Origin of the sequence: Sinomonas flava (genome assembly GCF_039531875.1) — a bacterium.
Lineage (GTDB): Bacteria > Actinomycetota > Actinomycetes > Actinomycetales > Micrococcaceae > Sinomonas > Sinomonas flava.
This window is the reverse complement of record NZ_BAAAQW010000008.1, coordinates 114,299-134,328: the sequence shown is the minus strand read 5'-3', so window position 1 is coordinate 134,328 and position 20,030 is coordinate 114,299. Positions and strand designations below refer to the sequence as shown.

Genomic DNA, 20,030 nt, shown 5'->3' with positions numbered 1-20,030 from the left:
CAACACGCCCGCGACACCACCCGCAACCACCTCCCCATCCTCACCACCCTCGGCCTCTGAAGACCGGCCGCCAGGACGAGGCCGCTGCTAGCGTGGGCGCATGGAATCCCCCAGCGCCTCCGCCGGTGCGGCGGTCCGGGACTGGCGCGCCGCCGGGATCCGCGCCGCGCTCGGCAACCGGGCCCTCGTCATCGAGCACGTCGGGTCCACCTCGGTGCCCGGCCGGCCCGCGAAGCCCGTGATCGACGTCGACCTCAGGCGAGCAGCTCGTCATGGACTACAACCGACACAAGGAGCCCACCATCCGCCGGATCTACGAGCGGATGTTCCGCGCGGCCGGCTGGCTCGACGACGCTGAGGAGTAGCAATGCCCACAACCTACGTCTTCGTGGCCTGCCAGACCGGAGGCGCCGTCGACACCCTGTCTTTCGACCAGGAGACAGGTGCGCTCGCGCACCTGTCCCGCGCCGAAGGCCTCCCCCGCGTCTCGGCCCTCGCCCTCGACCCGACCGGCCCCACCGGGGCCCTCTACGCGGGACTCAACGCCGATCCACGGCGCACGGTCGCCCTCGCCCTCGACCCCGCGACGGGCGCCGCCACACCCCGCTCCGCCCGAGAGGTCCCGGCGAGCACGTGCTTCATCTCGCTCGCACCCGAGGGAGAGAGGATCTTCAGCGCGTCCTACCACGAGGGCCTCATGGTGGCGTACCCGGTGCCGGGGCACCCCGGGGACGCGGTCGAGTACCAGTCAGGGCGCAACACCCACTCCGCCGTCCCCAGCCCGGACGGCCGCTTCGTCTACGCGGCGTCCCTCGGCGAGGACCGCATCTCGTGGTTCGCACTGGACGCCGCACCCGGCGGCGGCTCGGCAGGCGGGGGCCGCCCCGGCGTCGTGCGTCCCGACGGGCACGTCGCCGAGGAGCCGGGATCGGGGCCGCGGCACCTCCGCTTCAACGCGGCGGCCGACCGCGCCTACGCCCTGCACGAGCTCTCGGGCGACGTGACCGTCTACGCGCGCGACGCCGCCACCGGCGCGCTCACGCTCCTGCAGCGCATCTCCGCGGTCGAGGGCCTGGGCCTGGGCCCCGGCTCCATCCGCTCCACGGGCAACCCGGACCCCGGCCCCGACGTCGTGTGGTGCGCGGACCTCCGCCTCACCCCGGACGGCCGGTTCCTCTTCGCGACGGAGCGCTCCACGAGCACCATCGCGCGGTTCACCGTGGACGGCGACGGCCAGCTCGCGTTCCTCGGCCACACCCCGACGGAGACGCAGCCGCGCGGAATCGCCGTCGACCCCTCCGGTCGCTTCCTCCTCGCCTGCGGCGAGCGCTCCGACCACCTCACCGCCTACCGGATCGGCGACGACGGCGGCCTCACCGCTGTCTCGCGCGCCGCGACGGCCGGCAACCCGCTGTGGATCGAGGTCTGGGCACCGCAGGGCTGAGCCGGGGCTGACGCACCCGCGCGCGGCGGCACTAAGGTTGTCGTGTGGGCTCTGAAGCAGGCGTCGGGACGACGACGGCCGGGGGCGAATCCGGCCTCAGCGCCGTCGAGGTCGCCCGGCGGGTCGCCGACGGCGCCACGAACGACGTGCCCCCGCGCGCGAGCCGCAGCACGTGGGAGATCGTCCGCTCAAACGTCTTCACGCGCATCAACGCGATCTTCGCCGTGCTCGCGGTGATCATCTTCTCCACCGGGCACATCCTCGACGGCATGTTCGCCGGCCTCATCGTCGCCAACTCGATCGTGGGCATCGTCCAGGAGCTCCGCGCCAAGCGCACCCTGGACCGGCTGGCCATCGTGGGCCAGGCACACCCGCACGTGCGGCGCGATGGCCGCACCGCCCAGATCCCGCCCCACGAGATCGTGCTCGACGACGTGATCGAGCTCGGCCCCGGCGACCAGGCCGTGGTCGACGGCGAGGTCGTCGCCGCCGACGGGCTCGAACTCGACGAGTCCCTCCTCACGGGCGAGGCGGACCCCATCCCGAAGGGCCCGGGGAGCCCCGTCCTGTCCGGCTCCTACGTGTCCTCGGGGACGGGATTGTACCGGGCCACGAAGGTGGGCCGCGAGGCATACGCGGCGCAGCTTGAGGCGGAGGCGAGCAAGTTCACGCTCGTGAACTCGGAGCTGCGCAACGGCATCAACACGATCCTCAAGGTCATCACCTGGCTGCTCATCCCCGCGGGCATCCTGTCGGTCTACAACCAGCTCACGGGCCGGGAGGACCTTCCGGACGCGCTGCGCGGCATGGTCGCGGCCCTCGTCCCGATGGTCCCGGAGGGCCTCATCCTCATGACGACGATCGCCTTCGCGGTCGGCGTCGTGCGGCTCGGCCGGCGCAACTGCCTCGTCAACGAGCTCCCCGCGATCGAGGGGCTGGCCCGCGTGGACGTCGTCTGCGCGGACAAGACGGGAACCCTGACCGAGAACGCGATGGAGCTCGCCGACGTGCGGCAGCTCGCGCACGACGGCGACGCTCGCCTCGCGCTCGCGGCGCTGGCCGCCGCGGACAAGCGGCCGAACGCGAGCATGCAGGCCATCCGCGACGCGTTCCCCGACTCCCCCGGATGGACGGCCGAGGAGACGCTCCCGTTCTCCTCGGCCCGGAAGTACGGGGGCGTGCGCTTCGCCGACCACGGCACGTGGCTGCTGGGCGCGCCGGACATCCTGCTGCCCGAGAGCGCCGGGGCCCGCCATGCGGCCGAAGAGGTGGGGGCGGGCGGCCTGCGGGTCCTGCTGCTGGCCCGGGCCGACTCGCCCCCCGCCGCGGCATCCCCGGGCGCTGGCGAGCCGCGATCCGCCGATCCTGCCGCGGCAACCCGGCCCGCCGACGTCGTGCCCCGCCTCGAGCCTGCCGCGCTCGTGGTCCTCGAGCAGAAGGTGCGCGAGGACGTCCGGCCCACCCTCGACTACTTCGCCGCGCAGAAGGTCACGGTCAAGGTCATCTCGGGCGACAACGCGGCGTCGGTGGGCGCGGTGGCGGCCCAGCTCGACCTGCCCGGCGCCGACTCGCCCGTGGACGCACGCCGCCTCCCGGACGACGACGAGCGGCTGGCCAAGGCGCTCGAGGAGCGGACTGTGTTCGGCCGGGTGAGCCCGGCACAGAAGCGCGGCATGGTCCGGGCCCTCCAGTCCCGCGGCCACACCGTGGCGATGACGGGCGACGGCGTCAATGATGTCCTCGCGCTCAAGGACGCGGACATCGGGGTCGCGATGGGCGCGGGGAGCCCGGCCGCGCGGGCGGTCGCGCAGATCGTCCTCCTCGACAACCGCTTCGCGACGCTCCCCCACGTGGTCGGCGAGGGGCGGCGGGTCATCGGGAACATCGAGCGGGTCGCGAACCTGTTCCTGACCAAGACCGTGTACTCGGTGCTCCTCGCCATCATGGTGGGCATCCCGGGGCTCATCGGGCTCGAGGCGCTCCCCTATCCGTTCCTGCCGCGCCACGTGACCATCACCGGCTGGTTCACGATCGGGGTGCCGGCCTTCATCCTCTCGCTCGCCCCCAACCACGACCGCGCCCGCCCTGGATTCGTGGGCCGGGTCATGCGCATGGCCATCCCGGCCGGCGTCGTGATCGCCGTGGCCTGCTACACCTCGTACCTCATGGTGCGGCCATCCGTGCTCGCCGGCGGCACCACCCAGGTCCAGGCCAGCACATCTGCCCTCATCACCCTGATCGCCATCGCCCTGTGGGTCCTCGCGATCGTCGCGCGGCCGTACGCGTGGTGGAAGGTTGGCCTCGTCGCGGTGATGATGGCGGCCTCGTTCGCGATGTTCGCCCTGCCGTTCACGCGGACCGTCTTCGAGCTGGACCCGAGCAACTGGCAGCACACCTGGTCGGCGCTGGCATGCGCGGGAGTGGGGATCGTGCTCGTGGAGCTCGCGTGGTGGATCGACGGGTGGCTGCGCCGCGCCAAGGCGGTACGGGGCTGAGGACCCGCGCCCGGGAGGGCTACGCCCCCGTGCCCCAGGCCAGCGGCGACGAGCCGTAGCGTACCGGGACCCGCGGATAGGCGAGCTGTGCGCCGTCGAGGAGAAGGGGCGGCGGGACGAAGTCGAGCGTGCCGTAGGGAGACTCCGCGCGGTTCAGGGGCACCGACAGGTCCGTCTGGGTCTCCGGGACCGCCGGCGGCGCGGCGCCGAGCAGCTCGTTGGCTGTCGCGATGAGGCTCAGGCGGGCGCTGCCCGCGATCCCTCGGCCACGCGCGGCCAGCAGTCCGACGGCCGCCGCGGCCATCCCCATTCCTGTCGCGTGGTCGAGCGCCTGGACCGGCAGCGCCCCGGGACGCCACCCCGGCGGCCGCTGCGCGCCGTCGTGCGTGCCCTCCTGCGGCGGGGTCCCGTACAGGTGGGCGATCCCGCAGGCGGCCTGCACGATGCTGTCGAAGCCGCGCCCGTCCGCCCACGGCCCGTCCCATCCCCACGCGTTCAGGGCGACCACGGCGAGGTGCGGGAAGTCCGCACGCAGGGCGTCCGGGTCCAGCCCGAAGCGCGCGAGGGCGGCCTCGCGATAGCCGAGGAAGACGACGTCGGCCTCCCCCGCGAGCGCCCGGACGCGGAGTAGCTGCTCGGCCTCCCGGAGGTCTGCCACTGCGCTGCGCTTGGCGAAGTCCGTGTCGAGGTGCGCGTCGGGCAGCTCGGGATGCTGAGGCGGGTCGACGCGCAGCACGTCTGCGCCGAGGGCACCGAGGAGGCGTGTGGCGCTCGGACCCGCGATGACGCGCGTGAGGTCCAGGACCCGGACGCCGGCGAGCGGGAGGCCCGCGGCATCGGTCTGCGGGAGGGGCCGGACCGGGTCCGCTCCGGCGAGGGAGAAGCGCATCCACGGCTCGCCCGCCGCGGCCTGGCCCACGGGCGACGCCGCCCACTCGCCCCGGGTGCGGACGGCGGCAGCGACTCCGCCCGCGGCGCGGACGGTGGCCTCGACGTCGAGCGCGGACTGCTCCAGCAGCGCGGCGCCGAGGTGGTCCGGGGAGGCGATGCCGACCGCGGCGAGGAGCCGCTGGGCGTGGTGCGGGTAGTTCGCGTGCAGGCGGACCCAGCCGTCCGCCGTTGGATGGAAGCCGGACATGGGCGCCCAGATGTCCAGGGGCCGGCCGTCGATGCGGAGGTGGCGGATGGAGTCGAAGGAGGACGCGACGCCGGCCGCGCTCGTCGCCGCGCGGCGTCGTGCGCCCTGGGCGCCGCCGTGGCCGCGGTCCAGGGCGGCGAGGGCTGCGATTAGCGCACCGACGGACCCGAGCGCGAGCCCCTCGACGTCGAGCGGGCCACCCCACCACCTCCGGGGCCCGTCCCACCAGCCGTCAGGCGAGGGCAGCGGATCGACCACGGGCGCCAGATGGCGGCGCAGGTCCAGGAGCCCCGGGGGCAGGTCGTCGTGCATGGATCCAGAGTGGCCGGAAGGCGCCCGCGGGGCAATCCGGCATGCCACAGGACGCACGACGGCGGCGGGTCGGGTGGCGTACCCGGCCCGCCGCCGTCGTGCGCGAAGCAGCGCTGCGCGCATGCTCGGCGCTACATGTTGTACTCGACCACCCCGCCCTGGTGCAGGCAGAGGATGTTGCCGTCAGGATCCGCGAACCACGAAGCGCGTTCGCCCTCGGTGCTGAAGATGTGATGCTCGTCCGTCTTCAGGTCAGGCAGGTCGTAGTCCTCGAAGTGCACGCCGCGCCCTTCGAGTTCCGCCATGGCGCCCTCGATGTCGTCGACTTCGAAGGTCAGGGCGGTGTGGCCGGAGTGGACCGCGTTCGGGTCCACCATGAGGCCCAGTGATGCGGATCCGTCCAGACCGAGGACCATCATCCCGGTCGGGTCCTTCCCGCGGATGGGGAGCCCCAGCGCTCCCTCGTAGAAGTCCTTGGCGCGGGCCTCGTCGGCCACCGTCAGGATCGTTGTTGCCGGTCTGCTCGCCAGATTCATGGCGCACCTCCACGAGGGGTAACTGACGGGCCCATTTTAAGCCCGCCGCCCGGTTTTGGCCCCGCCCCCCTCAAGACGACGGCAGGGCCGGGGACGTGCCCCGGCCCTGCCGTCAGCGTCGATGCCTCAGTCTCAGAGCGCCTGGCCCACCGTGTGCTGGGGTGCCTGCTGGCCCGGCCACACCTTCGCAACGAGCGTGAGCACGTCGTAGTTGGCGATGAGCTCGTCGTCCTGGTTCGTCAGGACGGCGTCCCAGCGGACCTCGCCGTACTCGTCGGTGACTCGCGGGGTGATTTCCTTCGCGGTGAGGGTCACGCGGATCGAGTCCCCGGCGGGGACCGGCTTGAGGAACCGCAGGTTCTCGAGGCCGTAGTTCAGCAGGACGGGGCCGGGCTCCGGCGAGACGAACAGGCCCGCGGCCCAGCTCACGAGCAGGTAGCCGTGCGCCACGATCCCGGGGAACACGCCGGCGGCGCGGGCCGCCTCGGCGTCGGTGTGGGCGTAGAACGTGTCGCCGGTCTCGTTGGCGAACTTGGTGATCTCCTCGAGGCTGACCTCGCGCAGCTCGGAGCGCATCGCGTCGCCGATCCGCAGGGTCTCGAGGGACTTCCGGAACGGGTGCGTCGACGGGTCGGCCGGATCCGCGAGGTTGCGGTCCGCGCCGGTGTGCCAGACGCCCGTCACGGCGGTGAGCATGTTCGGCGAGCCCTGGACGGCGGTGCGCTGCATGTGGTGCTTGACGGAGCGGACGCCGCCGAGCTCCTCGCCGCCGCCCGCGCGGCCGGGACCGCCGTGGACGAGGTGCGGGACCGGGGAACCGTGCCCGGTCGACGTCTTGGCGTCCTCGCGGTTCAGGACGAGCACGCGGCCGTGGTGGGCGGCGATCTCGGTGACGAGGTACTGCGCGGTGGAGGGGTCGTTCGTGCACACCGACGCCACGAGCGAACCCGAGCCCATCGCGGCGAGGTTGACGGCCTCCTTGAGAGAGGAGTATCCGACCACCGAGGAGACCGGGCCGAACGCCTCGGTGCCGTGGAGGGCCGGCGCGAGCGCGTCCTCCCAGGTCAGGACGATCGGGGACATGAACGCTCCGTCGGCCACGACGGCCTTCTCGCCGCTCGCCGTGACGACCTCGGGAGCGTCGAGGGAGCCGAACGCGATCCGGCCGCCCGCGTCGACGAGGGACTGGACGGCGTCGCGGACGTCGTTGAGCTGGTCCACGGAGGCGAGGGCGCCCATGGTGACACCTTCCGCGCGCGGGTCACCCACGACGACGCGCTCGGTGACGCGAGCGCCGATGGCGGCAACGACGTCGTCCACGAGCTCCGCCGGGACGATGGTGCGCCGGATGGCGGTGCACTTCTGGCCGGCCTTGACCGTCATCTCGGTGACCACGGACTTGATGAAGGCGTCGAACTCCGGGGTGCCCTTGACGGCGTCCGGACCGAGGATCGCGGCGTTGAGCGAGTCGGTCTCGGAGGTGAACCGGACCCCGCCGTGGACCACGTTGTCGTGGGACTTGAGGAGGTTGGCGGTCGAGGCCGAGCCCGTGAAGGAGACCAGGTCGCGGTAGTCCAGCTCGTCCAGCAGCGAGCGGGCGGAGCCGGAGATGAGCTGGATCGACCCGGCAGGGAGGATGCCGGACGCGACCATGAGGCGGACCATCGCCTCGGTGACGTATCCGGTCGGGGTGGCCGGCTTGACGATGGTCGGGACGCCGGCGACGAATGCGGGGGCAAACTTCTCGAGCATGCCCCAGACGGGGAAGTTGAAGGCGTTGATCTGCACGGCGACGCCAGGGATACGCGTGTAGATGTGCTCGCCGACGAAGGAGCCGTCCCGGGAAAGGGTCTCCATAGGCCCTTCGACGATCACGTTCGTGTTGGGCAGCTCGCGGCGGCCCTTCGATCCGAAGGTGAAGAGCACGCCGATGCCGCCGTCGATGTCCACCATCGAGTCGATCTTCGTGGCGCCGGTCTTGTAGGAGAGCTCGTAGAGCTCCTCGCGGTGGCCGTTGAGGAACTGGGCGAGCTCCTTGAGCTTGAGGGCACGTTCGTGGATCGTGAACTTGCCGAGCTCCGCCTGCCCCACCGTGCGGCCGTACTCGACCATGCCGGCGAGGTCGAGGCCGTCGGCGTTCACGACGGCGAGCAGCTCGCCCGTGCTCGCGTCGCGGACCTCGGCGCCCGCTCCGCGAGCGGTGCTGTCCGTGCCGCTGGCAGGCGTCCACCACGAGTCGCGGACGTAGCTCGGGACGACGGCGGCGGCAGCGGCGTCCTTGGCGGGTGCTTCCGGGGCAGTGGTCATCGTCGACGGATCCTTCCGGTGGATGGGCCTGGGGCGCGGGCAAATTACTGACCGGCCGTTCGGTAATAGATTCAGGATACACGGTCGCCCTTCTGCGCACGAGGGCGTCCGCCGCACTGCTCCTCGCCGGACCTTCTTCTCCAGCGGCAGCGGGCCTACCATGGCGGACGTCAGGACTGTCAGCCTTTCCGGCGCAAGTCCACCAGCTGGGGGATGGACGACGACGGCGGGGCGCCTCACGCCAGGAGCCGCACCATGCAGACCCACCCCAGCCCCCCGCCGTCGAGCGCGCGCTCACGCTTCCTGCGGGCCTTCCTTTCCCTCATCGCCGCCCTCGGCCTCGTCGCCGGCATCTCGGCCGTCCCCGCGTCGGCAGCAACGCCATCCACCTACTTCGGCCTCGGCGACTCGGTCGCCGCCGGCACAGGGGGCGCTGACTACATCGACCAAACGTGCCTGCGCACGCTGCAGGCCTACCCGACCCAGCTCGGCGGGACGAATGCGGCATGTTTCGGGGCGACGGCAACCGGAACGGACAACTCTGTGGTGTCCCAGTCGGGCAACCTCAATGCATCGATGACGCGGGTGACCATCACCGTCGGTGCGAACGACATCGGCGCCGGTCAGGTCGCCAACATCTGCATGGGGACGGATACGACCGCGTGCCAGACCGCTATTGCGGGCGCGACGGCGGCCCTCAAGGATCTCCCCACAGGGCTGACCACGGCGATCCAGGCGGTCCGCACGAAGGCGCCCCGCGCTCTCATCACGCTCACCGGCTATCCCCTGCTGTTCACAGTCCAGGGCCTTCCACTGGCGCAGCAACCGGTCGCCGCCCAGATCAACGGCGCGATCGCACTCCTGAACACGACGATCGCGGCGACCGCGCTGCGGAATCGCGCCCTCTACGCGGACGTGTCCTGGCGGTTCCTCGGCCACGGCATCGGTTCCGCCGATCCGTGGATCCACGCCCCAGGGGACAGCAGTAACTGGTTCGACGCCTTCCACCCGAACTCGAAGGGCTACACGCTCGGGTACGTGCCCGCCGTGCGCCCGTTCGTCGGCTGACGCCGCAGACGATCGACGGCAACCCACAGGTCTCTGGCCCCGCGTCCATTCGGGCGCGGGGTCCGTCATGGTCGGGCCAGTGCTGTTGGCCCCTACCCGCTCGGCGACCTCGCACCGTAGCGTACGGGGCACGGTCACACCCGGCCGGCCTGCGCCTGCAGGCGTCCGCTCCATGCAAGGAGGCATCAGTGAGCACACCTGTTCGGGCAGCACATCCAGTGGCGAGGGCCCTGACGGCCCTGTTCGCCGCCGTCGGACTCGTCGCAGGGGCTGGCGCCCTTCCGGCCTCGGCGGCGCCGCCGCAGCCGGGTTGGTACTACGCGCTAGGCGACTCGTTCGCAGCCGGGGTCGGCGGCGATGATCCCGTTCTCGACGCCACCGACTGCGGCCGCACCTACGATTCCTACCCCGCCCTTCTTGGCGCCAGGAAGAACATCGCGTGCGGCAGCGCGACGACGGAGGACGTGCTCAAGCAGGCAAAGACCATCCCCCCGAACACTGGCCTCATCTCGGTGACGGTGGGCGGCAATGACGTGCTCGCACTCCAGACGACTGCCGCATGTCTGCAGGGTTCCCCTATGTGCAGCCAGATGATTGCAGAGTCGACAACGGCAGCGGCAACGGTCCTTCCCGGCAAGCTCGACGGTGTGATCGCGGCGATCCGCGCGCGGACACCCAACGCCCAGATTGTGTTGACCGGGTACCCGCATCTGTTCGAAGTCCAGAACCTCGCCAGCAACCCCGCCCTCCAGCAGCTAGCGCAGGCCCTCAACAACGGGGCCGACGTTCTCAACCAGTCGATTGAAGCGACGGCAGGCCGAAACGACGTGCGTTTCGTCTCGGTCACGCAGGAGTTCTCCGGCCACGGCTGGCCCTCCGCCGACCCTTGGATTCACGCCCCGACTGATCCAGGAGTCGCCCTGCATCCGAACGATGCCGGGTATCTTCTCGGCTACGCGCCTCTGGTGGGCGCCGCGCTCGGCCTGCCAGTGCCCGCACCCGCGCGTTGATCCGACCCACCACCGACACACCGCCCAGCGCACGACGACGGCGGCCGCACCCGCCGTCGTCGTGCGTTCTTGTGCGGCTCGCCGCACGCACGCGTGCCGTTCGGCCCTAGCTGCCCTTTGCACCGGCCCCCTACGTTGAGGGGGCGGTGCGGTTGGACCGTGCCGGACGCCCGGACAGGCCTACGACTTCATGCAAGGGGACGCCATGAGCCGCTCGAACCACAGACCACTCTTCATCGCCCGCGGGCTTCTCGCGCTCGCCGCAGCGGTCGGCCTGGCCGCCGGAGCAGGCATCGTGCCGGCGTCCGCGGCCCCGCCCGGAGACCAGGACACGGGCGTTGCCCGCGCGGTCCAGAGCGCAGCGAAGCCCGGGGGCGGCAAGCCCGCGCCCTCCACCACGGTCGCGTACGTGGCCCTCGGCGACTCCTACACCGCAGGGCAGGGCGCCGGGCCCTACCTCGACACCACCTGCTACCGGAGCACCACCTCGAGCTACCCGATCTTCGCCGACACGCTCAACTCCCGGGTCGACCTGAAGACCAACCAAGCCTGCTCCGGCGCGAGCACCAGCGACATCCCGGCTCAGCTCAGCGCGCTCCCCACGACCGTCGACCCGAGCACGGTCGGCCTCGTGACCCTCACGGTCGGCGGGATCGACGCCGGCTCCAACCAAGTCGCGACGGCGTGCCCCAACGGGACCGTCACGCAGGCCTGCATCGACCTGCTGACGCTCACGACCGCCGAACAGGCGGACCTGACCACCAAGCTCACCACCGCCTACAAGACCGTCAAGGCGAAGTTCCCGAAGGCCAAGGTCGCCGCTGCCGGCTACCCCCACTTCTTCACCGGCATCTACCTCTTCAGCGACTTCCCGCGCCGGCTCAATGCCTCGATCGACACGCTCGACTCCGTGATCAAGAGCGCGGCGGCGGCGAACGGGGTCACCTTCGTGGACGTCCGCGACGAGTTCAACGGCCACGAGATCGGATCGTTCTCCGGCCAGTGGATCAACTATGGCTCCACCGACCCGAACGAGGACTTCCACCCCAACGCCTCCGGCTACCGCTACGGCTACTACCAGGCGCTCGTGAACGACCGCGTGCTGCCCTAGCACCCCTCACCCGCGAACGACGACGGCGGGCGGCCCCCGTCGTCGTCGTGCGTGGCGCTGGCAGTCAGCGCCGGGCGAGGCGCAGTTCGAGGCCGTTGCGGACCATCGGCCACTCGGAGGCGATGACCGAGTAGACCACGGTGTCGCGCAGCGAGCCGTCGGGCATCATCTGGTGGCTGCGGAGGACCCCGTCCTGCTTCGCGCCGAGGCGCTCGATGGCCGCCCTCGACTGGGCGTTCATCCAGTGCGTCCGGAACTCGACGGCGATGCAGTCGAGGGTCTCGAACGCGTGGCGGAGCAGGAGGAGCTTGGACTCGGCGTTGGTGCCGGTGCCGTGGGCGCTCTCCGCGTTCCACGTCGAGCCGATCTCGACGCGGCGGTTGGCGGAGTCGATGTTCATGTAGGTGGTCATGCCGATGACGCGGCCGTCGGTCACGCGCCGCGTGACGAAGGGCAGCATGCTGCCGGCGTCCTGGAGCGCGAGCCGGCGGTCGACCTCCGCCGCGACGCCCTCGGGGCGAGGCACCGAGGTGTACCAGAGGTTCCACAGCTCGCCGTCGCGGACCGCCTCCTCGAGCTCGGCGCAGTGCTCCCGCGACAGCGGCTCGAGGGTCACGAGGAGGCCGCGCAGCGTCACGGGTTCAGTGAAGGGCATGGCGAGAGCCTACAGCCCGGCTACCCCCGCATCTTCCCGCGCACCCGCTCGATCTCCTCTGCGCTGAGGCCATGCTCGAGCAGGAACCGTTCGACGTCGAGCCCGGCCGCGAACACCGCAAGGGCCTCCTGCCTCTCGGCGATGATCGGGGCGAGTTCCGCGTCGTCGTGCCACCGCTCGTAGGGGTGCTTGACCGGGCTGAAGCGGTGCCATGCGTTGATGCCGCGGACGCTCGCCTCGTACTGCTCGGCCACGGACCGGACGGCGTCCCGCCCGTCTGCGCCGGCGGCGAGCTGGAGCAGCATGGTGACGATGAGGCCGGTCCGGTCCCGTCCTGCGGAGCAGTGGAGCACGACGCCGGCCGGCGCCTGGGCGATCGCGCGGAAGACCGCGACGATTCTGTCGGGGAAGAGCCGGACAATCCCCTCATACCCCCGGGGGTGGTTGAGGTACGGCGGAACCTGGCCGCCGTACAGCTCGGCGTGCTCGGGATGGTCGGGATCCTCGGTTGGAGCACTCACGATGTCGACACCGGCCATGGCCTCCGCGTCCACCTCGGGGTCGGTCGGGCGACGGCGCTGCTCGCCGGGGTTCCGCAGGTCGACGACGGTGAGGACGCCGTCGTCGTGCATCTGCCGCCAGCCACGCTCGGTGAGCCATTCGCGGCGGCCCATCCGGTACACGCTGCCCGCCACACGGCGCGCGTTGACCGCGCCCTCCCAGAAGACTTCGCCCACCGCTCCAGTGTTCCACGGGCGAGGCGCGCTCACGCCGTCGTGCGCGGCCCCGCGGGACGGCGCAGGAGGTGCAGCGCCGACCAGCCGGTGACAGCTGCCACGGAGACGGCCATGGCCGCAGCGCCGAGGGCGCCGATCGCGAGCACGACGACGAGCGGCTGCCCCTCGTTCCACAGCGGCGGAGCGATCGCGAAGAACGCACCGAGGCCGACCAGCCATGCCCCCGCCGTCGCGAGGATCCAGAGCCAGGCGCGGGCGGTGTGGCGGCGGAGCTCCAGCCACTGGCCCGTGCCGATGCTCGCGAGCAGGGCGAATCCGAGCACGGCGGCGGCTACCAGGACGGCGGCCATCGGCCACTCCGCCCAGGCTGGGGCCGTGACGACGGGGAGCATGCCGAGGGCCCACGCGAGCATTGCGGCGGCCGCGGTCAGGACGACGAACCGCCTGCGGTCCAGGTTCGGCAGCTCTCGGGACAGCCGCCACCCCTGCACGGCGCCGAGGACGGCTCCCTCGCCGGCGCCGGCGATGACGACGAGAGCAGCCCCCGGGAGGTCGTCGAGGCCGACGGAGATAATGAGCGCCTCGGCAGCCGTCGGGATCAGGAAGCCGGCGAACTCGCCGAGGGCAACCCACCCGAGCCACGCGAGGAAGAACTGCCGCGGCGACTGTCCGGAAGGGAGCACCTCACCATCCTCCCGCAGAACGTGACTCCTCAACACAGGGACATGCACGGACAGGACCCCTCAACCCGGGTGGGTTGCGGGGTCCTGTCCCTGTGCTTGCGGGGTCCTGTCCCGGTGCTTGCGGGGTCCTGTCCCTGCGGGTGGGTGCGGGGTGTCAGGCCCAGTCGTAGAAGCCCTTGCCGCTCTTGCGGCCGAGTTCGCCGCGGGCGACCTTGTCCCGGAGGATCTGCGGGGGCGCGAAGCGGTCCCCGAGGGTCTGGTGGAGGTACTCGGCGATGCCGAGCCGGACGTCCAGGCCCACGATGTCGGTCGTGCGCAGCGGCCCGGTGGGGTGCTTGTAGCCCAGGACCATGGCGTTGTCGATGTCCTCGGCGGACGCGACGCCTTCCTCGACCATGCGCATGGCCTCGAGCGCGATCGCCACGCCGAGGCGGGAGGACGCGAACCCGGGCGCGTCGCGCACGACGACGGCCGTCTTGCCCAGCCCGGCGGCCCAGCCGCGGGCGGCGGCCTCGGCCTCGGCGCCGGTCTTCTCCGCGATGACGACCTCGATCAGGGTCGAAGCCGGGACGGGGTTGAAGAAGTGCAGGCCCAGGAACCGCTCGGGCCGGCCCAGCTGCTCGGCGAGCTTGGACACCGACAGCGAGGAGGTGTTCGTGGCCAGGAACGCGCCCGGGGCGAGCTCGCGCTCGACGGCGGTCAGCGCCGTGGTCTTCAGGCCCGGGTCCTCGGGCACGGCCTCCACGACGAGGTCACAGCCGGCGAAGTCGGAGTAGTCCAGGGAGGTGGTGAAGGATTCGAGGATCTCGTCCAGGTTCCCGTCGACGGCGCCGCGCTCGATGGACTTCGCGACCGAGGACTCGACACGCTCTCGCGCGCCCTGGGCGGCCTGCTCATCACGCTCGACGACGACCACGCGGGCCCCGGCCATGAGGAACGCGTGCGCGATGCCGGCGCCCATGCGCCCGCCGCCCAGGACGCCGACGTTCGCCGGAATGCCCTGGGCCAGGTGGAGTGCTCCCATGTCTACTTCTTCCCGTCCTTCTTCTTCTCCAGGAATGCCTGCATGCGGTCGAACTTGGCCTGGGACTCGAAGAGCATGCCCTGGGCCAGGGTGTCGATGAGGGGGTGGACCTCCCGCGGGGTGTGGAACACGGCCTTGGAGACCCGCACCGCGAGCGGGTCCTGGGAGGCGATGCGGTCCGCCAGCGCGTGCGCGGCCGGGATCAGGTCCGCCGGCTCGACGAGCTCGGTGATCAGGCCGGCGGCGAGGCATTCGGCCCCGGTGAGGACCTTCCCGGCCAGCAGGATCTCCTTCGCCAGGGCCTCCCCGACGAGCTCGCGCAGCCGCCACGTCGCCCCGGCCGCGGCCATGATCCCCAGCCCCGTCTCGGGGTTCCCGACGCGCAGGGACTCGGTGCCGATGCGGAAGTCCGCCGCGTAGGCCAGCTCCGCCCCCCCGCCCAGGGCGTACCCCTCCAGGGCCGCGATCACCGGCATGGGCAGCTTCGCGATCCGGTCGAACACGCCCGAGTTGATCCCGGCCAGCGCATCGTCCCGGCGCCGCTCCCTGAGCTGGGCGATGTCCGCCCCCGAGGCGAAGATCCCCTTCCCGCCCGGCGCCTCCCCGGCGGGGGTGCCGGAGAGGATCAGGACCTTCGGGTGCGCCTCCAGGTGCGCGCAGACCTGGTGGAGCTCGTCCACCATGGCCTGGTCGATCGCGTTGCGCACCGCCGGGCGGTGCAGCCGCGCGTGCAACCGGTCCGCCCGCTCCTGCACCACGAGCGTGGCGAAGCCGGAGGCGTCCAGGCGCGGCCCGGCCTCGTCCGCGGGCTCCCGGCGCACCGACTCGTCCAGGGCCTCGGCCACGCTCAGACCCCCTCGATCAGCAGCGCGGTGCCCTGCCCGACGCCCACGCACATCGTCGCGAGGCCGAGCTTGCGGCCCTCGCCGCTGAGCTCGCGGTCCATCCGGCCCAGCAGCGTCACGACGAGGCGTGAGCCCGACGACCCGAGCGGGTGGCCCAGGGCGATCGCGCCGCCGTCATTGTTGACGATGTCGGCCTCGAGCTTGAGCTCGCGCATCACGGCCAGCGACTGGGAGGCGAAGGCCTCGTTCAGCTCCACGGCGCCGAGGTCGGCGACGGAGAGGCCCTGGCGCTCGAGGACCTTCCGGGTCGCCGGGACAGGGCCCATGCCCATGATCTCGGGGGCGATGCCGGCCGAGGCCCCGTCCAGGATCCGCGCCCGGGGCGTCAGGCCGAACCGCTCGACCGCGGCTTCGGAGGCCACCACGATCGCCGAGGCGCCGTCGTTCAGCGTCGAGGCGTTCCCGGCCGTGACCACCGAGCCGCCCTTGACCACGGGCCGCAGCTTTGCGAGCACGTCCATCGTGGTTCCCGGGCGCGGGCCCTCGTCTGTGTCCACGACGGTCTGCGCGCCCTTGCGGCCGGTGACCGTGACGGGGACGATCTCCTCGGCGAAGCGCCCGGCCTCGATCGCGGCGATCGAGCGCTCGTGGGAGCGGACCGCGAACGCGTCGCAGTCCTCCCGGGACGTCTCGAAGACGCGGGCGACCTCCTCGGCCGTCTCCGGCATGGAGAAGGTGGCCTTGCCGTCCCGGGAGAGCTCTCCCGAGAGGAAGGCCGGGTTGGTGAAGCGCCAGCCGATCGAGGTGTCGAACACCGCGCCGGGCTTGGCGAAGGCCTTGTCCGGCTTCTCCATCACCCACGGGGCACGGGACATCGACTCCACCCCGCCGGCCACCACGAGGTCAGCGGCACCGGCCTTGACCATGTGCGAGGCCATGATGACCGCGGACAGGCCCGAGGCACACAGCCGGTTGACTGTGATCCCCGGCACCGCGTCCGGGTACCCGGCCAGCAGCCACGCCATCCGCGCCACGTTCCGGTTCTCCTCCCCGGCACCGTTCGCGTTGCCCAGGATCACCTCATCCACCGCCCCCGGATCGATCCCGGCCCGCTCCACCGCCGCCCTCACCGTCAGCGCGGCGAGGTCGTCGGGACGGACGGAGGAGAGGGAACCGCCGTAGCGCCCAACAGGGGTGCGGGCGCCACCGATCAGAAAGGCCTCAGCCATGTGCACTTCCTTATGCCTAGGTCTCGCGCGGGTCGGACCGGAGCGCGCAGAGGCGCGCAAATAGTTACCGACCGTTCGTTCTATAAAGATTCTCACCCCCGGCGCCGCGGGTCAAGGCATGCCGGAACGAGGCCGCGCTTTCGTTCGTTCACCGAACGATGCTGCACCCAACCTCCACCCAGCCAGCCAAGCCGCGGCGCTTCGGCCGCTACACCGCGGCGGACGCGCTCGCCGTCGTGCTCTACATCGGTCTCCCGGTCGCGGCGGCGATCCTCCCCCTCGAGCAGGTGTCGGCCCTGCGCAGCAATCCGCTGGTCGGCTCGTACCTGCTCAACCTCGGCGTCTACGCGGTGGTGCTCGTCGCAGCCCTCGTTGCTGCGCGGCAGTACGTGGTGCGGGACCTGAGGATCCTCGGCACACGGCCGTGGTTCACGCTCGGCGTCCTGCCCCTGCTGCTTGTCGCGATGCTCATCGTGACGGTCATCGTCGTGATGCTCGCCGGCGGGATCCGGGAGTCCGTGAACCAGACGGGCCTCGAGGACATGACCCGGCAGGTCCCCTGGTACCTCACCGCTCCCCTGCTTGTGCTCATCGGCCCGTTCGTCGAGGAGTACATCTTCCGGCACCTGATGATCGGCAAGCTGAGCCTCTACCTGAACCGGTGGATCTGCTACGTCCTCTCGGCGGTGCTCTTCGCAGCCCTCCACATCGCCGGAAGGGAGGACATCACGTTCCAGTCGCTCGCACCGTACCTTGGTCTAGGCCTTGTCCTCGTGTTCGCTTACGCGTGGACGGCCAACAACCTGATGTTCAGCTACTTCCTGCACGCCCTGAAGAACCTCCTGTCCGTGGTCGTCATGTACACCGTGGACATCAGTTCCCTGACCCCCTAGGACCCTGTGAGCAAGCGCAGACTCTGGATCGTCGTCGGCCTCTTCGTCATCGTCTTCGGCATCGTCGCCGCCGCCGCGGGACCCCGACTCTACGCCGCGGCCCAGCCGGAGGCCCGGGATCCGCTCAGCGTCACGGCGCCAGCCCCGCCGTCGTCCGCCTCCGGGAGCACGACGCCGCGCCCGGCCACCGCGGACAACGGCACCTGGACCGTGGGGGCAGGTTCACAGGCCGGGTACCGCATCCGCGAGGTCCTCAACGGGGCCGACGTCACGGTGGTGGGCCGGACGAACAGGGTCACGGGCTCGGCGACGGTCGCCGACGGGAAGCTGACCGCGGCGAACGTCGTCGTCGACGCGGCGAGCATCGCCACGGACCAGAGCGGCCGGGACAACTACTTCCGCTTCACGGTGATGGCCACCAGCAAGTACCCGAATGCAACCTTCACCCTCACCAGCCCCGTCGCGCTCCCCGAGATCGGCGCGTCGCCGACCGAAGTCAAAGCCGCCGGCACGCTCGAACTCGCTGGGAAAAAGCGCGACGTCACCGCCACGCTGCAGGTCGTGCGCGACGGTGGTCGCGTCTCCGCCTCGGGTTCCATCCCCATCGCCGTGCGCGACTACGGCATCGACCCGCCGAACCTCGGCTTCGTCAAGGTCGAGGACAGCGGGCAGGTCGAGTTCCTGGTGAACCTGACCCAGGGCCGCTGAACCCACCCATCCAGGGCCCCTCACTTCAGGCGCTGGGCCCTGCTAGTGGTGTGCGTGCAGTCTGCCCCGTGCGCCCAGCGGGTCAAGGGCAAGCCTCCGGCTCCGCCCACCACCGGCCTGCTCGTCGAGCGCCGAGAACCAGCGGGAGAGCGCCCGGTCGTGGCTCGCCACCACGAGCGTGCCCCTGTACCGCGTCAGCGCCTCCTCGAGCTCGCTCACGAGCAGTGGCGCGAGGTGGTTCGTCGGCTCGTCGAGGAGCAGGAGCTCTGCCCTGCCGGCCAGGAGCCGGGCGAGGGCAAGCCTGCGGTACTGGCCCGCGGAGAGCGAGCCCACGGGCACGAAGAAGTCCTCGACCCGGAACAGCCCCGTGTGCATGAGGGCCTCGGCGTGGTCGTCGAGGTCGCCGGCCAGGCCAGCGGCGTACGCGGCGAGCAGCCGCGCGTGGGGATCCCGGGGCGGTGGGACCTCCTGCGGCAGGATGCCCACGGTGGCCGGCCGCTCGCCCCACGCCGACACCTCCACTGTGCCCTCGTGCCGGAGGGCCCCGGCCAGCACGCCCAGCAGGGTCGACTTCCCCGCGCCGTTGGGCCCGGTCACCAGCAGCCGCTCCCCGGGCGCGAGGTGACAGTCCACGGGTGAGAGCCGCCCCGGCACCGAGACGGCGCCCAGCGTGACCGCAGCACCAGTCTCGACCTCGAAGGCCGCGGCGAGGTGCAGCGGGCGGGGCGGAGGCGGCACGGCGGCGGCTTCGAGCCGGCGAAGCCGTTCGCGGGCGGACCGGATCTGGCTCTCGACCGCGGCCGAGACACGCTGTCCGAAGTAGTTGAACCCGGACTTGTCATTGTCGGTGCGACGTCCGTAGGCGACCCGATCGGTGACCGCCGCGGCCTTCCCACGCTCGCGCTCCTTGGCCGCGATCCACGCCGCGTACTGGCGCTCCCATTCGCGCCGTTCGCGGGCCTTCTCGGCGCGGTAGCCGGCGTACCCGGCGCCGTAGCGCCGCACGGCGCGACGGTCGGCGTCGACCTCGAGGATCACGCGGGCGAACCGTTCGAGGAAGTCGCGGTCGTGCGACACAGCGACCACGATCCCGGGGCGCGCGGCCACTTCGGCCTCGAGCCAGGCGAGGGCCTCGGCGTCGAGGTGGTTCGTGGGCTCGTCGAGGAGCAGGATGGGTGCCGGATCCGCGAGCGCGAGAGCGAGGGCCACTCGCTCAGCCTCCCCGCCGGACAGGCTGCCGAGGGGGCGGTCACGGGCCTCGCGGGCCAGATGGCCCACGCCGAGGCGTTCCAGGGCGATCGCCGCCGCGACCTCCGCGCGCACGACGGCGCTGCTCACCTCGTCCGTGTCGGCCTCCGGGTCGTCCTGCTCGCCTCGCTCGGCGGCTTCGGCCTCCGCGACCTGCTCCGCGGCGGCGGCGAGGAGATCGCCGAGGGGCGTGGCGGCGTCGTGCGTCTGGGCGAGCCGCGAGGTCCTGCCGTGGACGGTGACCGTCCCCGATTCGGGCTCCTCGTGCCCGGCGAGGAGACGCAGGAGCGTGGACTTGCCGGCGCCGTTCTCGCCTACGACGGCGATCCGCTCGCCGTCGGCGATGACAAGGTCCACGTGGTCGAGGAGGAGCCGGTCGCCGTAGCCGTGGCTCACATCGGAGGCAGTGATGTGGATGGAGCGGCTGGACGCCGGACCGGCGTGCTCGCGCGGTTCGTGCCGGCTGGACTGGAAACGGTTGAGGGGTGCATGCATGGCTGGCCTCGCTTCGGCGGCTCACGGGCGCAGACAGGTGCCCGGGCGGACGGGGGGACGGGAAGCGGTCAGCGGAGCATGCCTTCAAGAGT

General features: G+C 71.7%; 17 protein-coding genes and 1 pseudogene. 8 read left to right on the top strand and 10 right to left on the bottom strand.

What is annotated here, in order from left to right; translation table 11 throughout:
* Positions 1-100: 100 nt before the first annotated feature.
* From ABD298_RS14430 to ABD298_RS14420, 3 genes and pseudogenes are all read left to right on the top strand, one after another.
* Positions 101-253: pseudogene (locus ABD298_RS14430) on the top strand (GrpB family protein); the annotation flags it as partial.
* A gap of 114 nt (positions 254-367) precedes the next feature.
* Entirely contained in the window at positions 368-1,444 is a 1,077-nt protein-coding gene (locus ABD298_RS14425) for a lactonase family protein (RefSeq protein ID WP_344300439.1), read from the top strand.
* Between the two features lie 44 nt (positions 1,445-1,488).
* The gene (locus tag ABD298_RS14420) at positions 1,489-3,939 is read left to right on the top strand and encodes an HAD-IC family P-type ATPase (protein WP_344300437.1); all 2,451 of its coding nucleotides are present in this window, start codon (positions 1,489-1,491) and stop codon (positions 3,937-3,939) included.
* Positions 3,940-3,958: 19 nt separating this feature from the next.
* Here ABD298_RS14420 and ABD298_RS14415 read toward each other — a convergent pair whose 3' ends face one another.
* The 3 genes from ABD298_RS14415 to paaZ all read right to left on the bottom strand — a co-directional run bounded on the left by ABD298_RS14415 (position 3,959) and on the right by paaZ (position 8,232).
* Positions 3,959-5,389, bottom strand: a complete 1,431-nt coding sequence (locus tag ABD298_RS14415; RefSeq protein WP_344300436.1) for a CoA transferase — start codon at positions 5,387-5,389, stop codon at positions 3,959-3,961.
* 131 nt (positions 5,390-5,520) lie between these two features.
* Positions 5,521-5,925, bottom strand: coding sequence for a VOC family protein (locus tag ABD298_RS14410; protein ID WP_344300435.1), 405 nt, complete (start codon positions 5,923-5,925; stop codon positions 5,521-5,523).
* A 132-nt stretch (positions 5,926-6,057) separates the two neighbouring features.
* Complete coding sequence (gene paaZ, locus ABD298_RS14405; protein WP_344300433.1) at positions 6,058-8,232, bottom strand: phenylacetic acid degradation bifunctional protein PaaZ; 2,175 nt, start codon at positions 8,230-8,232, stop codon at positions 6,058-6,060.
* A gap of 255 nt (positions 8,233-8,487) precedes the next feature.
* Here paaZ and ABD298_RS14400 point away from each other — a divergent pair, with 255 nt between their 5' ends.
* From ABD298_RS14400 to ABD298_RS14390, 3 genes are all read left to right on the top strand, one after another.
* Positions 8,488-9,300 (top strand): SGNH/GDSL hydrolase family protein, encoded by an 813-nt coding sequence (locus ABD298_RS14400; protein WP_344300432.1) that lies wholly within the window; start codon positions 8,488-8,490, stop codon positions 9,298-9,300.
* A gap of 218 nt (positions 9,301-9,518) precedes the next feature.
* On the top strand, positions 9,519-10,310 hold the full coding sequence (locus ABD298_RS14395; RefSeq protein WP_344300431.1) for an SGNH/GDSL hydrolase family protein: 792 nt from the start codon (positions 9,519-9,521) through the stop codon (positions 10,308-10,310).
* Between the two features lie 205 nt (positions 10,311-10,515).
* A complete protein-coding gene (locus tag ABD298_RS14390) occupies positions 10,516-11,421 on the top strand; it encodes an SGNH/GDSL hydrolase family protein (protein WP_344300430.1) in 906 nt (301 codons plus the stop codon).
* Between the two features lie 64 nt (positions 11,422-11,485).
* Here ABD298_RS14390 and ABD298_RS14385 read toward each other — a convergent pair whose 3' ends face one another.
* From ABD298_RS14385 to ABD298_RS14360, 6 genes are all read right to left on the bottom strand, one after another.
* Entirely contained in the window at positions 11,486-12,076 is a 591-nt protein-coding gene (locus ABD298_RS14385; RefSeq protein WP_344300429.1) for a GNAT family N-acetyltransferase, read from the bottom strand.
* A 20-nt stretch (positions 12,077-12,096) separates the two neighbouring features.
* Complete coding sequence (locus ABD298_RS14380; protein WP_344300428.1) at positions 12,097-12,813, bottom strand: tyrosine-protein phosphatase; 717 nt, start codon at positions 12,811-12,813, stop codon at positions 12,097-12,099.
* 29 nt (positions 12,814-12,842) lie between these two features.
* Positions 12,843-13,496: a hypothetical protein gene (locus ABD298_RS14375; protein WP_344300427.1), complete on the bottom strand. Its 654-nt coding sequence runs from the start codon at positions 13,494-13,496 to the stop codon at positions 12,843-12,845.
* A gap of 154 nt (positions 13,497-13,650) precedes the next feature.
* Entirely contained in the window at positions 13,651-14,520 is an 870-nt protein-coding gene (locus ABD298_RS14370) for a 3-hydroxyacyl-CoA dehydrogenase family protein (RefSeq protein WP_344300426.1), read from the bottom strand.
* A 2-nt stretch (positions 14,521-14,522) separates the two neighbouring features.
* A complete protein-coding gene (locus ABD298_RS14365; protein WP_344300449.1) occupies positions 14,523-15,305 on the bottom strand; it encodes an enoyl-CoA hydratase/isomerase family protein in 783 nt (260 codons plus the stop codon).
* A 62-nt stretch (positions 15,306-15,367) separates the two neighbouring features.
* Positions 15,368-16,594 (bottom strand): acetyl-CoA C-acyltransferase, encoded by a 1,227-nt coding sequence (locus tag ABD298_RS14360; RefSeq protein ID WP_344300424.1) that lies wholly within the window; start codon positions 16,592-16,594, stop codon positions 15,368-15,370.
* Between the two features lie 158 nt (positions 16,595-16,752).
* On the opposite strand from ABD298_RS14360, the gene ABD298_RS14355 reads away from it, so the two are divergent.
* Together ABD298_RS14355 and ABD298_RS14350 are read left to right on the top strand one after the other, a co-directional pair.
* Positions 16,753-17,487 (top strand): CPBP family intramembrane glutamic endopeptidase, encoded by a 735-nt coding sequence (locus ABD298_RS14355; protein WP_344300423.1) that lies wholly within the window; start codon positions 16,753-16,755, stop codon positions 17,485-17,487.
* A 6-nt stretch (positions 17,488-17,493) separates the two neighbouring features.
* Positions 17,494-18,195, top strand: a complete 702-nt coding sequence (locus tag ABD298_RS14350; RefSeq protein WP_344300422.1) for a YceI family protein — start codon at positions 17,494-17,496, stop codon at positions 18,193-18,195.
* A gap of 42 nt (positions 18,196-18,237) precedes the next feature.
* On the opposite strand, the gene ABD298_RS14345 is transcribed toward ABD298_RS14350, so the two are convergent.
* A complete protein-coding gene (locus ABD298_RS14345) occupies positions 18,238-19,938 on the bottom strand; it encodes an ATP-binding cassette domain-containing protein (protein ID WP_344300421.1) in 1,701 nt (566 codons plus the stop codon).
* Positions 19,939-20,030: the final 92 nt, after the last annotated feature.

Excerpts from the sequence above, each read along its gene's own strand:
- ABD298_RS14425 (WP_344300439.1), top strand. The coding sequence starts at position 368 with ATGCCCACAACCTACGTCTTCGTGGCCTGCCAGACCGGAGGCGCCGTC.
- ABD298_RS14415 (WP_344300436.1), bottom strand. The coding sequence starts at position 5,389 with ATGCACGACGACCTGCCCCCGGGGCTCCTGGACCTGCGCCGCCATCTG.
- ABD298_RS14410 (WP_344300435.1), bottom strand. The coding sequence starts at position 5,925 with ATGAATCTGGCGAGCAGACCGGCAACAACGATCCTGACGGTGGCCGAC.
- paaZ (WP_344300433.1), bottom strand. The coding sequence starts at position 8,232 with ATGACCACTGCCCCGGAAGCACCCGCCAAGGACGCCGCTGCCGCCGCC.
- ABD298_RS14400 (WP_344300432.1), top strand. The coding sequence starts at position 8,488 with ATGCAGACCCACCCCAGCCCCCCGCCGTCGAGCGCGCGCTCACGCTTC.
- ABD298_RS14390 (WP_344300430.1), top strand. The coding sequence starts at position 10,516 with ATGAGCCGCTCGAACCACAGACCACTCTTCATCGCCCGCGGGCTTCTC.
- ABD298_RS14385 (WP_344300429.1), bottom strand. The coding sequence starts at position 12,076 with ATGCCCTTCACTGAACCCGTGACGCTGCGCGGCCTCCTCGTGACCCTC.
- ABD298_RS14370 (WP_344300426.1), bottom strand. The coding sequence starts at position 14,520 with ATGGGAGCACTCCACCTGGCCCAGGGCATTCCGGCGAACGTCGGCGTC.
- ABD298_RS14360 (WP_344300424.1), bottom strand. The coding sequence starts at position 16,594 with ATGGCTGAGGCCTTTCTGATCGGTGGCGCCCGCACCCCTGTTGGGCGC.
- ABD298_RS14355 (WP_344300423.1), top strand. The coding sequence starts at position 16,753 with ATGCTGCACCCAACCTCCACCCAGCCAGCCAAGCCGCGGCGCTTCGGC.
- ABD298_RS14345 (WP_344300421.1), bottom strand. The coding sequence starts at position 19,938 with ATGCATGCACCCCTCAACCGTTTCCAGTCCAGCCGGCACGAACCGCGC.